Below are 14,611 nucleotides of genomic sequence, written 5' to 3'. Positions count from 1 at the left end.
CTATCTCCTCCGCCACAGATCGAAGGGCCGGGTGCCAATGAGGGCGTCGAAACTGCCGCTGTAGCGGCTCCAGCCCCGATCAGGCGCATAGGTCCTGAGGAATCCGTAGGAGAGTTCCACGTAGAACTTAGCCACCATGGTGCGCACCAGCAGACCATGGCCCATGGCCCGGGTGCCGCTGAAGAGCTGGCCAGGGGCGGCGGAGAAACAGGCGTAGTCGAAGCGGGGCACCACCTGAAGCGAAAGGCCGATGGGACCGTTGGTGCGGATGGGCAGACCCACTCGCCCTACGGCAAACCCGGGAGTAAGGCACTCCATGGCCCGGCTGCCCACCAGGAAAGCCGGTCCTCCGACCGTCCACCACTGATCCAGCGGAAGATCCTTGCCGTAACCCCACTCGCCGTCCAGATCCAGGCCCACCCGGGTAGAGGGGTCCAGTTCCGCCAGCGGGTAGAGATTGCGGGAACGCAGGTAGCCGAAGCGGAAGGGGGTCGCGGTGTCCTGGGCCAGACCCCGGCCGATGCGCGCCCGGAGGAGGTGCCCCTGCTCAGGGAAGGTGTGGCGGTCCAGGTTGTCCCACTCACCGGAGAGCTCCAGTGCGAGAGAGCGATGCGGAGTCCAGGTATCGCCCTGCCGATGCTCGCCCCAGCGCTGGCTCGCCTCCAGGGTGGCCTTGCCCTGCCCCAGGCGGCCGAAGCGGAAGTAGCTGCCAAGCCCCACTTCCCCGAAACGGAACTCGTTGGTCTGGGTCCCGGACTCCAGGCTAAGACGGGGCTCCAGCCGCTGGTCCAGCCAGGAGGCCCTGGCCTCCAGACCAGCCCCGGGGAAGGCCCGGAAGGACTCCTGGGCCACCAGCCGCGCCTGCTGCTGGAGACGGTTCAGACCCCCGCCAAGCTCCAGTTCGGCCCCGGTGCCCAGAAAGTCGCGGGTGGTGTAGACGCAGCCCACCTGGCTCCCCAGGGTGGATTCGAAACCCAGGGTGAAGTCCACGGCGTAGATTTTGCGCGGAATGGGCACCAGCACCAGTTCCACGCCCTCCTCTCCGGTGAGGGGATTCACCGTAGGCCGCAGCTGGTATCGGAGTTCCGACAGCTTGAGGCGCCGTTCCGCCAGGTAGATGTTGTTGCGCAGTTCACGAACCCGGAGGGGACGCCCCTTCAGGGGCCCCAGCAGATCTTCCAGGTAGCGCCGGTCGCGCTCCCGACCATCCCGGACCTCCAGCCCCCGCAACAGGGGCTGGCGGAGCAGCACCTTCAGGGTTCCACTGGCCTCATCAAAGCCGCTGCCCCTGGCGTCCACCAGGGGGCTGCCGTCCACGACCATCCGGTGGACCCAACGCTCCAGGAGATGGCCGAATCGCTGAGGATTGTACGCCTCCCCCAGGGGGCATTGGGCCGCCAGCTCTGCCTGGAAGGTTGCCTTCCATCCATCCGGGGCCTCCACTTCCAGGCGGCGCACGGGAGCGTAGGGCTCCAGGCGGACCTGAAGCAGATCCCCGGAGAGGGCCACACTACCGGACTTGGCCAGGCCGTGCACCAGGGCCTGCTGGAGAAGGACTTGGGCATGCCTCATCCGGACGGGCTCCCCAGGCTTCAGGAGAGCGGCCAGGGTCCTCTGGAGGGACTCCGAACGGACCCCGCAGATTTCGACACGCCGGGCTCCCGGAATCTCCGCCTCCCCCATGGAAGCAAGGACCAGACGCCCCAGTTCCCCGATCCGGGCATCCAGAGCTTCCCGCCCGGCCCGGACCAGCTCTGGCACCTGCTCACCGTAGTTGGCAAAGGGCACGATCGTGAGTTTCGGCCGGATCACCATACTGGCGGCGGCCCGGCTCAGGTCCTGTTGCCGCTCGATGGCGAGGTCCAGGGCCCGGGCGGTCACCGAAAAGAAGTTGCTGGGACTGTCCTGCACCATGGGATTGCTCACATCCACCGCCAGGGTGAGATCCTGGTGGAAGGCTTCCCTGGCCGTCAGGACTGGGATGTTCTCCGACATCGCCCCGTCCACGAACGGCTGTTCCTCGATGACCACGGGGCGGAAGGCCCCCCAGACCGCCATGGAAGCACGGAGCGCCTCCACCAGATCGCCCTTGGCGAAGACCTTGGGCTTGCCCGTGGAGAGATTGGTGGCCACCACCCGGAGAGGGACCCGGAGGCGATCGAAGTCCCCGCCACTGAAGTAGCTGCCCCGGGCCAGGAGGCCTTCTAGGGTCCGCTGAATCTCACCCCCGTTCCTCAGCCCCAGGGCGAAGCTGGGGCGGCCCCGGTCCACCTCCACGGAGATGAGGGTGCCGTTATCCGACTCCTGTTCCTCCAGGGTGCTGCCAGGACTGCGCTGGAGCGGATCCAGAAAGGCCTGGTTGAAGTCCACACGGGTGAAGAGGGCCTCGATCTCCCGACCCGAATAGCCGCAGGCATAGAGGGCACCCACCAGGGAACCGGCGCTGGTGCCCGCCACGGTATCGATCGGGTACCCCAGTTCCTCGAGACGCTGGATAACCCCGATATGGGCAATACCCCGAGCCCCGCCCCCGCTGAGCACAAGGGAGGTCCTGGGGAGCCCTGGCACCTGGACCCTGGGTGTGAAGTGGAAGATGTAGTCCGGCGGGAGGAGGGTGACCGGCACGGGTACCGGGGTGGGCTCCGGCGCGGCCGCCAGGCTCAGAGAGGCCAGCGCCAGAAGGCCCCGGGCAATCATCCCAGAACCTGCTGCTGGGCCTCCATGAGGGCTCCGCAACCCCGAAGCCCGAGGTCCACCAGAGCCTGGGCCTCAGCCCGCGTGAAGCTGCGCCCCTCGCCCGTGGACTGGAATTCCACCAGCTCCAGCTCCCCGCCCTGGATGGCGCGGGTGGCCACCAGGTTGCTGTCCACGGCCGCCAGGTGATCCTCTTCGTACTCCAGATCCAGGAGAAGGCCTTGGCGTCCCTCACCGGCTTCCACCACACCGATGCTCACCGCCGCCACTTGGCGTACCAGGGCCGATGCCAGCCCCGCCCTGCGCAGTGCCACCGCCAGGGCCACCCAGGCCCCGGTGATGGCAGCGCAGCGGGTACCGCCATCGGCGTTGAGCACATCGCAGTCTAGGGTGATCTGCCGCTCTCCCAGGGCCTCGAGATCCACGGCCTGGCGAAGGGCACGGCCAATGAGTCGCTGGATCTCCACGGTCCGGCCCTGCTGCTTGCCCCGGGCTGCCTCGCGATCCGTACGGGTGTGGGTGGCCCCTGGCAGCATCCCATATTCGGCGGTGATCCAGCCCCGTCCCTTGCCCTTCATCCAGCCCGGCACCTTCTCCTCCAGGCTGGCCGAGCAGAGGACATGGGTGTTCCCCATGCGCACCAGGCAGGAGCCCGCCGCGTGGAGCTGGACCCCCAGTTCGAGGGTGAGGGGTCTCCGTTCTTCAGACTGCCGCATGCGCTTCCTCTCCTAAATGATTTCGATCTTATCCACCCGGCCCTGGTGCCTTCCGTTTTCGAATGGCGTTTCCAGGAAGGTTTTGAGGTAAGATTCAGCCTGGAGCGGATCTGTAAGCCGCTGGCCAAAGGCGATGGCGTTCGCGTCATTGTGCTGTCTGGCCAGTTGCGCGTGCTCGTGGGAGGTCACCAGGGCGCAGCGGATGCCGGCATGGCGGTTGGCAGCAATGCTGATGCCGATACCGGAACCGCACACCAGAACCAGCCTTTCCCACTTTTCTTTCGCTGTCGCAGCCCGGTGCGCAAAATCCGGGTAATCCACTGAGGCAGGACCATCGGTACCAAAGTCCACCGCCTCGTGCCCCTGGGCAATGGCCCATGCCTTCAGACGCTCCTTGAGGTCGTAACCTGCATGATCGCTCGCAAATCCGATTTTCATAATGTGGCTCCCCTTACCAGGGTAGCTGAACGGGTCGGGGTCGCCCTATGATTCGCCCCATTCTTCAGTACCGGCCCATGGATCGTGGCTTCGTGATCTGCCTCCCTGGGGATGCGGATCCCCATGCCTGGCAGCGGGTTCTCCGGACCCTCCCCGGCAACCTCCATGGCCGTGACCGCCTCACCCCAGCCCGGGCTCGGATCTTCCTGCCCGATTCCTCTCTCCTGGAGACCCACACGGTCCCCCTCCGGTGGCAGCGGGCCCTCCCCTGGCTGGCCAGCCTGCCCACCGATGGCGAACGCGTGGGCGGCAGCCTGGCCTTCTGGGCCTCGGCCCTGCGCCTGCTCCAGTCCTTCGTGATCCGCGGAGCGGTCCTGCCCCAACTCACCACCACCCACCAGCCCTGGCGGGCCACCTGGGGCATCAGCCTCACCAGCCCTTCGGACCGCGAAGCCCTGGACAGGCTGGTCAAGGCCATCCCCCCCTCGGTGCTGGCCTTCCCGGAAGACGATATGTGGGTCTTCACCAAGGGCATGACCCTGGGAGGCCTGGAGCCCGAGGAAGTGGACGACGATCTCGCCATGCCCCCGGGTGCCGACGCCCTGGTGCGTGCCTTCCTGGAGGACGGCGCCGACTTCCTGGTGCGCTTCGCCGCCGGAACCCTGCGACAGGGGGAGGATCCCCGCCTGGGCCTCATCCATCGCCTGCGGGGCCATAAGCGGGACCGCCTGCCATGGGATGAACGGATCATGGTGGCACTCAGTCACCCCATGAGCGAATTCCCCACCGTGGGGGTCACGGAGCGGACCCTGGGCGAGCAGATGGAGCAGTGGAGCGAAGGTGCCCGCATCCAGTGGATCCGCCCCAGCCTCCGGCTGGAGGCCCCACCCCTGCCCCCCGGCAAGGATGCCATCCAGGAGGCCGACCGTCTCTCCGAGGCAGGCTGGTGCCTGCGGGTGGGCCTGGAGACCCAGGAGGGCGACTTCATTCCGGTCTCCCGCCTCTGGGAGCCCGGCACCGAGCTGGTGGCCATGGAAGCCCGGAAGGTGCTCCTGCGGGGCCTCGCCCGGGCCGTCCCTTTCTTCCCCGCGCTTCAGGGGGCCCTCTCGGGACAGAAGCCCGAGGACCTCAAGCTCTCACCCACCGAAGCCTGGACCTTCCTTACGCGAGGTGCCACTCAGTTGAAGGAGGCAGGCTTCCTCATCCACACTCCGGAGGAGATGGCCGAACTGGGGGGCGCCCGGCGCCTCCGCGCCAAGGTCCGCCTGGGCGCCCGCAGCCTTTCGGAAAGCAAGACGGCACAGACCCAGGAGGGCCTGGAGGGCAGTGTCAGCGCCGACTGGTCCCTCATGCTGGGGGACGATCAGCTGGGACTGGAGGACTTCGCCCAGATGGCCAGCCTCAAGCACCCCCTGGTGGCCTGGAAGGGCAAGTGGGTGGCCCTGGACCCCGAGACCCTCAAGCAGATCACGGCGGTCATCCAGGCCAGCCGCGGTGCGGGATTCGAGAGCATGACCCGGGGCGAAGCCCTGGCGGCGGCCCTCACGGGAACGGCGCGCATTCCCGGCGTCAGCGAGGCCATCGAGGTCGAGGTGGCCGGAGACTTCGGCTCGGCCCTGGCCGAGCTCAAGAACCTGCCGGACAAGCCCATCACCCAGCCCCGGGAGTTCCGGGGTCAGCTGCGCCCCTACCAGCTTCGGGGCCTGGCTTGGCTGGAAGGCCTCTCCCGCCTCGGTCTCGGCGGCATCCTGGCGGACGACATGGGTCTGGGCAAGACCATCGAGGTCCTGGCCATGCTCCTCCATCGCCAGGCCCAGAGCCCCCAGTTCGGGCCACCGACCCTGCTCATCTGCCCCACTTCGCTCCTGGGCAACTGGGAGCGCGAGATCGAGAAGTTCGCCCCCGGGCTGCCCTTCTTCGTGCACCACGGCAACAACCGCGAGGTGCTGCCCGCCACCTTCATCCCCCACACGGTGGTGCTCACCACCTACGGTGTGATCCGGCGGGAGGAGGAGATTTTCGGCAACCGCGCCTGGGGCATGGTGGTGGTGGACGAGGCTCAGGCCATCAAGAACGCCGGAAGCGCCCAGGCCAAGGCCGTGCGCCGCATCCGGGCCCCCTTCAAGCTGGCCCTCACGGGCACCCCCATCGAGAACCGCCTCTCGGAGCTCTGGTCCATCCTGGCCTTCGTCCTCCCGGGCTATCTCGGCAGCGAAAGCACCTTCAAGGAGTGCTTCGCTACCCCCATCGAGAAATACCGGGACCCCGACGCCGCCCAGGACCTGCGCCAGCGGGTGGGCCCCTTCATCCTCCGCCGCCTCAAGACGGATCGGAACATCATCCAGGATCTGCCCGAGAAGCAGGAGATGAAGGTCTACACCCAGCTCACCAAAGAGCAGGCCGCCCTCTATCAGACCAGGGTGGAGCAGATGGACAAGGACCTGGCCGCCGTCAGCGGCATCGAGCGCCGGGGCCGCATCCTCGCCCTCCTCACCCACCTCAAGCAGATCTGCAACCACCCAAGCCACTTCCTGCGCCAGACCGGTCCCTACAAGGGCCGGAGCGGCAAGCTGGAACGCATGACCGAGATGCTGGAAGAGGTGGTGGAGATCGGCGACCGCGCCCTCATCTTCACCCAGTTCAAGGAGATGGGCGACCGGCTCCAGGTGCACCTCAAGGATGTCCTGGGCTTCGAACCCCCCTTCCTCCACGGTGGAACCACCCGCGATCAGCGGGACGAAATGGTCCGCAGCTTCCAGGAGGACGCCGACTCCGCGCCGATCCTGCTCCTCAGCCTCAAGGCCGGAGGCGTGGGTCTGAACCTCACCGCCGCCACCCACGTCTTCCACTTCGACCGCTGGTGGAACCCGGCGGTGGAGGACCAGGCCACGGACCGCACCTACCGTATCGGCCAGACCCGCAATGTCCAGGTCCACAAGCTCATCACCATGGGCACCCTGGAGGAGAAGATCGACGCCATCCTGGAGTCCAAGCGGGACTTGGCGGATCGCGTGGTCGGCACGGGCGAGGGCTGGCTCACGGAACTCGATGACGATTCCCTGCGCCGCCTTGTGGCCCTGGAACCCGACGCCGACATCATGGGCGACGAGGAGAACGGGAACGGGAATGGACACGCCCTGCCTCCCCACCCTCCGGCACCGGAGCCACCGCCCGTTGAAGAGCCGGAAGAGGAAGAGGCGGAAGCCCAGGAACCCGGCAAGGTCGCCAAACCCAAGGCACCCAAAGCTCCAGCCAAACGGAAACCAAAGGCCCCGAGCCGCAAGGGGGTGATCTCATGATCCAGTTCAGCGAACGCTTTGGCACCACCTGGTGGGGCAAGCTCTGGATCAGCGGCCTGGAGAAGCTGGGGGACGACTACGAGAACCGCCTCCCCCGGGGGAAAAAATACGCCGAGGAAGGGGCCGTCAGCCACTTCGTGGTGGTGCCCGGCGAAATCCAGGCCAAGGTCCACGGCCGCAAGACCTACAACGTCACCCTGGGCCTCCCGGCCCTGACCTCGGCCCAGTGGGAAAAGGCCCTGGACCGCATCCACCAGGAGAGCCGCTTCGTGGCCAGCCTCCTGGCGGGTGAAATGCCTCAGGGCCTCGACGAGACCTTCCGGGAGGCCGGCGCCAGCCTCTATCCCAGGGTTCCCAAGGAACTCCAGACCCACTGCGACTGCCCCGACTGGGCCAACCCCTGCAAGCACGTAGCCGCGGTCTGCTACATCATGGCCGAGGCCCTGGACCGCGATCCCTGGCTCCTCTTCGACCTCCGTGGCAAGACCCGGGAGGAGGTCCTGGACGCCCTCCAGGCCAAGATGGACGCAGCTCCCGTCGAGGTTGCCCCCCGCAAGCGGGGTCGCCCCAAGAAGGTCACCCCCCTGGAGGACCTCCTGAGGCAGCGCCGCCCGATGGCGGAGCCATGGCTCCGCAGCACCGAAGAGGCCTATGACGCCCTCCAGGGGCCCCTCCCGGAGGTCACCATCTCCCGGGAGATCCCCTCGGACCCGGCGGTCTTCATCCAGCTGGGCCCCCTGCCCCACGCGCGCATCGAGGCCAGCCTCTGCCTGGCGGCCCTCATGCACCGCACCGCCCAGATGGTGAAGCAGCAGATCGAGGAAGGGGTGGGGAACCTGGAAGACGCCGAAGGAGCCCAGGAGGCCTCGGCCCCCTCCCCCTTCGAAAGCCCCATGCCGGTCGCCAATCCCCGTCCCAAGGCTTGGCGCAACCGCAAACGGCGCTGGTCGAAGAAGGCCTGAGTAAAGAATGCCTCACGCGGAAACGCGGAGTGCGCGGAGAATCAGTACCTATCCATCCGCAACACCCGCACCTCCCCCGGATTGAAAGGACAGCCATGCGCCTCATCAGCACCCCCTCTGCCCCCGCCGCCATCGGTCCTTACAGCCAGGCGCACATCACCGGCAGCCTTCTCTTCACCGCCGGACAGATTCCCCTGATCCCCGAAACCATGGAGATGGTGACGGGGCCCATCGAACCTCAGACCGAACGCGTGCTCCAGAACCTGGACGCCATCCTGGCGGCCGCAGGCACCGGTTGGGACCGGGTGGTCAAGACCACCGTATTCCTTACGGACCTCGCCGATTTCGCGGCCTTCAACGCCGTCTACGAGAAGCACCTCGGCAGCGCCAAGCCCGCCCGCAGCACCGTCCAGGTCGCCGCCCTGCCCAAGGGGGCCAAGGTTGAGATCGAATTGGTCGCCGAAGTGTAGGAGCACGGGCAAACTTCGGCTAGGGCTTATCAGCCAGAGGCCCGAAGCCGATAGCAAGTGAGAGGATTCCTATGTATGAACACCCAGGACGGCATGCCGCTGATCATTACCTGACCCATCGCATCCAGGGGGCAAGCGCGGAGCAGCTGGCAGCCATGCTTCTGGAGGGTGGGCAGCGGTTCATCCACCTGACCCTCAAGGCCATGGCTGAACACGATCTCGTCGGCCAGGCCAACTATGTGGGTCGCGCCGCAGACATCATCTTCGGCCTGAAGGAACGCCTCAACCATGATGAAGGCGGCGAGCTTGTGGATAACCTCGTTCGCATCTACGACTGGTGGACGGAGGAGCTCTATGACGGCTCCCAGAAGAATCAACCAGAGCGGCTTCAGCGCATCATTACCCAGATGGGCGAATTCAAAACCACTTGGGAACAACTCCACCGCCAGAAGACCACCAAGGACCAAGCCCCTAAAGCCACCGGTTCCATTGACGAGCTTTCGGTTTGAGCGATCGGGATGTGATCCACTGCCTGGATGACCTGGAGTCACTGCTCCAGGGGGGGGCCATTGAGGCAGAGGCTCTGGCTTCCTGGCATGAGCGCTTCCACGCGGCCATGGTAACGGCTGACCGAGGTTCGGATTGGCCCTCCATTGTGACCCGGGCCCATGCAATGGCCACCCGCTTGGGTGCCACCGCCTCGGACCTCTTGAAGCAGCAGAACCTGATTCGCGAGGAGATGAATCTCCACCGCCAGGGCGCCAGGGCCCTCAAGGGCTACAAGCCCTCCTAGGGTGGTGTCAGAGCCGCTTTGAATGGCCCGCATTTCAACGGGACACGGCACTAGCTGCCACTGAGATCCGCCAGCACCCGCTGGATGACGCTGTTCCAGTCGCCAGGGGCAGGCTGACGATAGAGGCGAAGGCTGGGGTACCAGGGGCTGTCCTCCCTATCCAGCATCCAGCGCCAATCCGGCTGGAAGGCGAGAAGCAGGAGTGTCGGGATGCCCATGGCTCCAGAGAGGTGGGCCAGGGCAGTATCCACCGTGATGACCAAGTCCATTCCACTCAACGCGTAGGCTGTAGCCGAAAAATCGGTCAGCAGGGGAGCCAAGGAAACCAGGTTTGGCAAAGGGGGAAGCTCCTGCCTTCCGAGCTGGAAGCTGAACCAGGCGACCTCGGGGAATGCTGCCAAGGGCGCCAGCTCCGCCGCTGGAATTGAACGCTCCTCATCACGTTTATGGGCAGGGCTTCCAGCCCAGACCACGGCAACCCGGGCTTTCCCATGAGCCTGGGCAAGAGCGAGAAGGTCAGCGAACACCTTCTGATGGGGGATCTCTCGCGGGACGTCCAGGTAGGGGATCCCGCACGGGATGGAGGAGAGATCCGTACGGAACACCCGAGGCAGAGACATCAGGGATAACTGCAGATCAAAGGGGGGGAGCGGCTCCCCATGGGGAATCACCTCGTCCACACCAGAGCATGTCGCAACCAAGTCCGCCAGGGAGGGCTGGACCTCCAGAAGCACCCGACCCCCCAGGGCCTTCACCAGGGGGGCGTATCTCACGAACATCAAGGTATCCCCCAGCCCCTGCTCGTAGTGGAGCAGAAGGGTTCTGTCGGGAAAGGGCTCACCGTCCCACGCAGGCTGGGCGAAGTGCCGGACCGGCCCCACCAGACCAGGGACCCGCAAGCGGGCCTCATGCCGATCCCAGCCCCGGGGCATCTCCCCGAAAAGGAGATCCAGAAAACCCGTCTCGAATTCCAGATAGGCCGAGTTGGGATCGTGTCTACGGAATCGCTCGATCTCGGCCCGGAAGTCGGACCAGCGCCCGAGAGGATAGAGGATGCCACCTAAGAGCTGGTGAGCCGATACGTTGCCAGGCTCGCAGTGAATGACCTTTCCCACTTCCTGCTCTGCTGCGCCAGGATCGCCCTTCTTGATGAGGCACCTTGCAAGAGCAAGCCGCGCATCCGTCCTCTGGGGATCGGAGGTGAGGACCTGACGGAGTTGCCCTTCGGAGGCTTCCCAGTCCCCTCGCTGCATCAGGATGCAGGCAGAGTTGACGCGTGCCGACAGGTTGCGGGGGTCGAGCAGCAGGGCCTTGTCACAGGCATCCTGGGCCTCGTCCAGTTGATTCATGACCAGCAGTTGTCCTGCAAAATTCGACCAGGCACTGGAGTGACGTGGCTCCAGAGCCAGGAATTCCCGGTAGGCCCCCACAGCCTCCAACCCCTCCCCTGAACGGTCCAGGTCGTGGGCCTTCCTCAACAGTTTCAAATGACTCGGATTCACCCCGGGGGCTCCTTCAGGCTTATTGCTTCCGTTCTCTCACGGAAACGCCCTGAGAGGTAGTCTCCGAACCCAAATGAAGATCCCCCTGAAGCCAGGGGGATCATTGCGGGCCGCGGCCGGATATCAAATACTGCTCAAGCTCGAACTGACGGTCCGCAGCTGGGTGATGGTGGCCTCCATCTGGTCAAATTGCTTCTTGAGGGCCGCCTGACGTTTGTCCAGAAGAGCCTGTGCAGAATCAATGCGGGAAGTCAGCGTCTTGTTCTGTTCATCAATATTGCTCCGCGTGTTCTCGATCGCTCCGTTGTAGGAGGTCAGACTGGAAATCAGCCCCTGCAACTGAGTGCCGATACCCCTGCTCAGGTTCAGCGTGCCAGTGCCGGAAGCCGTCACATTCAGAGTCAAGCCCTCCAGGAGGGATCCGGTCGGAGCTGAAAGGGTGCCATTCGTGCCGGTAAGACCGCTGTAGGTCGTTCCCCCCACCGTAAGCGATCCGGTGACCGCCCCCCCCGTGCCGTAAGTGACATCGAAGCTCACAGCACCGGAGGCCGTCTTGGCTCCACCCGAGGCCACGGATACGGAACCGCTGGTGGAACTGCCGGAAAAGACGAAGACATTCCGGACTGCCACTGGATCCGTTGCCAAAGCTTTCTGGAAGACGGTCGCGTCGAGGGACAGAGTGCCGTCCACATTCGTCTTGAGCCCCAGCTGCGAAGTGGATTTATAGGTGGCGGAGTCAGACAGGCCCTCCGGCGAGCCGCTCATGACCGAACGGATCTGAGAGATGATGGACCGCGCCACGACATCGTTGGTGAGCACCCCAGGCGTGATGGTCACACCCTCACTATCCTTCGTGGTCTGCGTGGCACTCTTGTACGTAGTGATGATGGCGTTGTATTTGGTGATCACATCCTGCATGGCCGTGGACGCGCTGGTCTTGTCCTGGGCCACGGTAAGGGTGGTGGCGTTGCTGGTATCCCCCTTCTGCAGGGTGAAGGTGACGCCGTCCACCGCATCATCCACGGTGTTCGACTGCCGAGTCATCTCGATTCCATTGATGGAGAACAGGGCATCCTGACCGATGTTGGAGCCGGAGGAGGACAAGCCGCCGGACAAGCCGGTTGGATCGGCGAAGGTTCCGGTGATGGTCCCGCTGCTGATCCCCAGGGAGTCCACCACGGTGGTCGCGCTGGAGTCCTGGTTCGCAATGGCCGCAAGAATCACCTTGCCGCCGGTGACACCAGTCCCGGTGGCCGTATTGCCGGTGGTCGTATCCTTGGCCGTCAAGACCAGCTGATAGGGATTCGTTCCCTTCCCCGTATTCACAATCGATGCGGTAACCCCGGCGCCTGAGGCATTGATGGCATCCCTGAGCCCGTTGAGACTGTTGTTCCCGAGCTGAAAGGTCTTAACTACCCCATCTGTGCCCTGGACCGCAAAACTGCCGCTGGAACTGGTGAGAATCGCGGCGTTCGGGTCCGCCACGGCAAGGTTGGTCGGCTCCCCACTCGCCATGGTGGAACTGAGCTTGGCGGAGGTGGCCACTTGGCTGACCTTCACCTCGTAGGAGCCATTGGTGGCTCCGGTGGCGGTAGCAGTCACGTAGGTGCTATCGGCATCCGTACTGGTGACAGTCCGCTTGTTGAAACTGTCGTAGAGCGACGCCATGCTGACAGTCAGGGACTCCAACTGGGTCCGCATGGTATTGAGAGCAGCGGACCGATTGGTGTTCTGAGTCTGCTTATCCTGGAGGCGCTGCACGCCCAGACTCTCCTGGGCCATGATCGCTGAGATCAAGCTGTCGGTCTGAAGCCCCGATGTGACTCCCTGGAAGCTGACAGCCATGATTCACCTCTCTGCACCGTAGAAGACTTGGCCTGAGCCTCAGCCCTCCGCATCCATCAAAACACCTGAAGCATCCTTGGTATCGCTCAGTGAGCGCAAGCGCTTTGCCATCTCAATGACCTCTTCGGCGGGAACCTGCCGAATGGTTTCATGGGTCGTGGCATCAACGATCTTGAACCCATACATACCAGTATCCTTGTCCACGAAAAACTTGAGATCCGAGGAGGAGGACTGAAGGTAATCTTCCACGGTCTTGGCAGCTTCCAAGAGACTTTTCTTGGACGCACCAACAGCCGAACCGTCCACAGCCTTGGGCTTGGAAGCATCGGATCGGGTTGGGGTTGATTTGGGCGAAGAGGGAACAGTAGAGGATTGAAGCGTCTGAGCCATCCCCGGCGCCAAGCCACCCAGTGGGTTCACTTGATCAGCCATGACATTTTCCTTAATGAAGCATCGTTGGGGACAGGCCAAACCCATCCCCAACGATGATCATGGTATCCGATTACCGGAGGAGACCCAGAACAGTCTGACTGGCCGTGTTGGCATTGGTCAGAGCGCTCGTGCCAGCCTGGCTCAGGATCTGCCACTTGGTGAGGCTGACCACTTCGGAGCCGATATCAGCATCCATGATGTTGCTGTTCATGGCGGTCTTGTTCTCTTCCTCGATGCCGTAGAGGTTGGCGTTGCTCTGGGCCTCAGCCATGGTGGCCGCGATGGTCGCGCGGGCAGTGGCGATGGCGGTGAGAGCGGTGGAAGCACCAGCGAGATCGGTAGGCTTGGTGATGGTGGTGCCGGCCTTTGATGCAGCCGCGACAGCCAGATCACCCACAGAACTGAATTCAGCAGCGCTGCTGTTGCCACCGGCGGCAAGCTCAACGGCCCGCATGACCTGATTGGTCGCCTCTTCCAGATAACCGTCGTTGGCAGCAGCGGCGTAGTAGTCCTGGTACGCGGTCTTCCGAAGCTCGTGGGCCACCTTGGAGTCGGCCATGTAATTGTTGGCGGTAGCAAGGCCAGTGGCGTCATCAGAGGCGTGGTTGATGCGCTTGCCAGTGGTGAGGCGCTCGATGGTCTGCTTCATGCCCATCGAGGTGATGTTCAACTGACGAGTGGCCTGCAGGGCCGCAACGTTATTAAGAATGGAAGCCATGACATCCTCCGTGATGTGGCTAGGCAGCATCCGTGCTGCCGGCTTGTTGGTTTCGGGGACTCCCCCGACTTATTCCTCTTCGGGCAGGGGCGTTCGGTTCTTTAGCGTTTTTTTTGAGGCCCCTGAATGGGACGCTCAGGCAATGCTTCCATAGCTGGAATGCCTAGAGTCCATACCCACTCAGAATCCCATCCCAGCGCCCTTGTGCCTTCAGAATGGCCTCCGCCGCAACCCGGAAAAAGCCCTCCCCCCCCCGATGGGGCAGCATCAGACAGCGGGCCGCCAACTCTGGCGCGGCATCGGCGGGACAGGAGGGGAATCCGACTGACTGCAATACCGGGAAGTCCAGGAGGTCATCCCCGAAGTAAGCCACCTCGTCCGGGAGCACCCCTCGGCGGTCCAGAATGGAACGGAGGGTCTGGAGCTTGTCATGAACGCCGAGATGGAGTTCTGCCACCCCAAGGTCCTCCCCACGGCGACGCGTACTCGGGTCGTCCAGGGCTGAAATGAATCCCACAGGGATGCCACTCCTGGACAACCATTGGATAGCGGCCCCATCCCGGGTACTGAAAGCCCGCAGGCGCACGCCCCGATCGTCATAGATCACATGGGAACTCGTCAGGACGCCGTCCACATCTGTAAGCACCAGTTTGACTTTCCGCGCAGCCTTCTCCCAGGATTCCGGAAGGCCCGCTCCTGCCGCGCGAGTATGCTTTTCAAGTGACACTCCAGACTCCCATTT

13 protein-coding genes are annotated in these 14,611 nt (G+C 64.3%); 5 read left to right on the top strand and 8 right to left on the bottom strand.

All coding sequences use genetic code 11. The features are described from left to right. Genes HOLFODRAFT_RS0212395 through HOLFODRAFT_RS0212385 form a run of 3 tightly spaced genes read right to left on the bottom strand, consistent with a single transcriptional unit; the run spans position 1 to position 3,848 of the window. Positions 1-2,697: a patatin-like phospholipase family protein gene (locus tag HOLFODRAFT_RS0212395; RefSeq protein WP_005035850.1), complete on the bottom strand. Its 2,697-nt coding sequence runs from the start codon at positions 2,695-2,697 to the stop codon at positions 1-3. Then, positions 2,694-3,410 (bottom strand): ribonuclease PH, encoded by a 717-nt coding sequence (rph, locus tag HOLFODRAFT_RS0212390; RefSeq protein ID WP_005035848.1) that lies wholly within the window; start codon positions 3,408-3,410, stop codon positions 2,694-2,696. The genes HOLFODRAFT_RS0212395 and rph overlap by 4 nt, the downstream gene beginning before the upstream one ends. Positions 3,411-3,422: 12 nt before the next feature. Beyond that, positions 3,423-3,848, bottom strand: coding sequence for an RpiB/LacA/LacB family sugar-phosphate isomerase (locus HOLFODRAFT_RS0212385; RefSeq protein WP_005035847.1), 426 nt, complete (start codon positions 3,846-3,848; stop codon positions 3,423-3,425). A 47-nt stretch (positions 3,849-3,895) separates the two neighbouring features. Here HOLFODRAFT_RS0212385 and HOLFODRAFT_RS21070 point away from each other — a divergent pair, with 47 nt between their 5' ends. From HOLFODRAFT_RS21070 to HOLFODRAFT_RS0212360, 5 genes are all read left to right on the top strand, one after another. After that, positions 3,896-7,147 (top strand): DEAD/DEAH box helicase, encoded by a 3,252-nt coding sequence (locus HOLFODRAFT_RS21070; RefSeq protein WP_005035845.1) that lies wholly within the window; start codon positions 3,896-3,898, stop codon positions 7,145-7,147. Further along, positions 7,144-8,109 carry an SWIM zinc finger family protein gene (locus HOLFODRAFT_RS24900; protein WP_005035844.1) on the top strand — a complete coding sequence of 322 codons (966 nt, stop codon included), beginning with the start codon at positions 7,144-7,146 and terminating at the stop codon, positions 8,107-8,109. The genes HOLFODRAFT_RS21070 and HOLFODRAFT_RS24900 overlap by 4 nt, the downstream gene beginning before the upstream one ends. A gap of 95 nt (positions 8,110-8,204) precedes the next feature. Next, positions 8,205-8,579: a RidA family protein gene (locus tag HOLFODRAFT_RS0212370; protein ID WP_005035843.1), complete on the top strand. Its 375-nt coding sequence runs from the start codon at positions 8,205-8,207 to the stop codon at positions 8,577-8,579. 71 nt (positions 8,580-8,650) lie between these two features. After that, complete coding sequence (gene fliS / locus HOLFODRAFT_RS0212365) at positions 8,651-9,088, top strand: flagellar export chaperone FliS (protein ID WP_005035842.1); 438 nt, start codon at positions 8,651-8,653, stop codon at positions 9,086-9,088. Then, complete coding sequence (locus tag HOLFODRAFT_RS0212360; protein ID WP_026939289.1) at positions 9,085-9,372, top strand: hypothetical protein; 288 nt, start codon at positions 9,085-9,087, stop codon at positions 9,370-9,372. Before fliS ends, HOLFODRAFT_RS0212360 begins: the two co-directional genes overlap by 4 nt. A gap of 50 nt (positions 9,373-9,422) precedes the next feature. Here the strand turns inward: HOLFODRAFT_RS0212360 and HOLFODRAFT_RS23215 are convergent, their stop codons facing one another. The 5 genes from HOLFODRAFT_RS23215 to HOLFODRAFT_RS0212335 all read right to left on the bottom strand — a co-directional run bounded on the left by HOLFODRAFT_RS23215 (position 9,423) and on the right by HOLFODRAFT_RS0212335 (position 14,596). After that, positions 9,423-10,874: a tetratricopeptide repeat protein gene (locus HOLFODRAFT_RS23215; protein ID WP_005035840.1), complete on the bottom strand. Its 1,452-nt coding sequence runs from the start codon at positions 10,872-10,874 to the stop codon at positions 9,423-9,425. Positions 10,875-10,997: 123 nt separating this feature from the next. Beyond that, positions 10,998-12,719 carry a flagellar filament capping protein FliD gene (gene fliD, locus HOLFODRAFT_RS0212350; protein WP_005035839.1) on the bottom strand — a complete coding sequence of 574 codons (1,722 nt, stop codon included), beginning with the start codon at positions 12,717-12,719 and terminating at the stop codon, positions 10,998-11,000. A gap of 39 nt (positions 12,720-12,758) precedes the next feature. Further along, positions 12,759-13,151, bottom strand: coding sequence for a flagellar protein FlaG (locus tag HOLFODRAFT_RS24085; RefSeq protein WP_005035838.1), 393 nt, complete (start codon positions 13,149-13,151; stop codon positions 12,759-12,761). A 70-nt stretch (positions 13,152-13,221) separates the two neighbouring features. Then, positions 13,222-13,869 (bottom strand): flagellin, encoded by a 648-nt coding sequence (locus HOLFODRAFT_RS0212340; RefSeq protein ID WP_005035837.1) that lies wholly within the window; start codon positions 13,867-13,869, stop codon positions 13,222-13,224. A 163-nt stretch (positions 13,870-14,032) separates the two neighbouring features. Then, complete coding sequence (locus HOLFODRAFT_RS0212335) at positions 14,033-14,596, bottom strand: KdsC family phosphatase (protein ID WP_005035835.1); 564 nt, start codon at positions 14,594-14,596, stop codon at positions 14,033-14,035. Positions 14,597-14,611: the final 15 nt, after the last annotated feature.

Source organism: Holophaga foetida DSM 6591, from assembly GCF_000242615.2.
In the GTDB taxonomy this organism is placed as follows: domain Bacteria; phylum Acidobacteriota; class Holophagae; order Holophagales; family Holophagaceae; genus Holophaga; species Holophaga foetida.
This window is presented reverse-complemented; position numbering and strand designations above follow the sequence as displayed.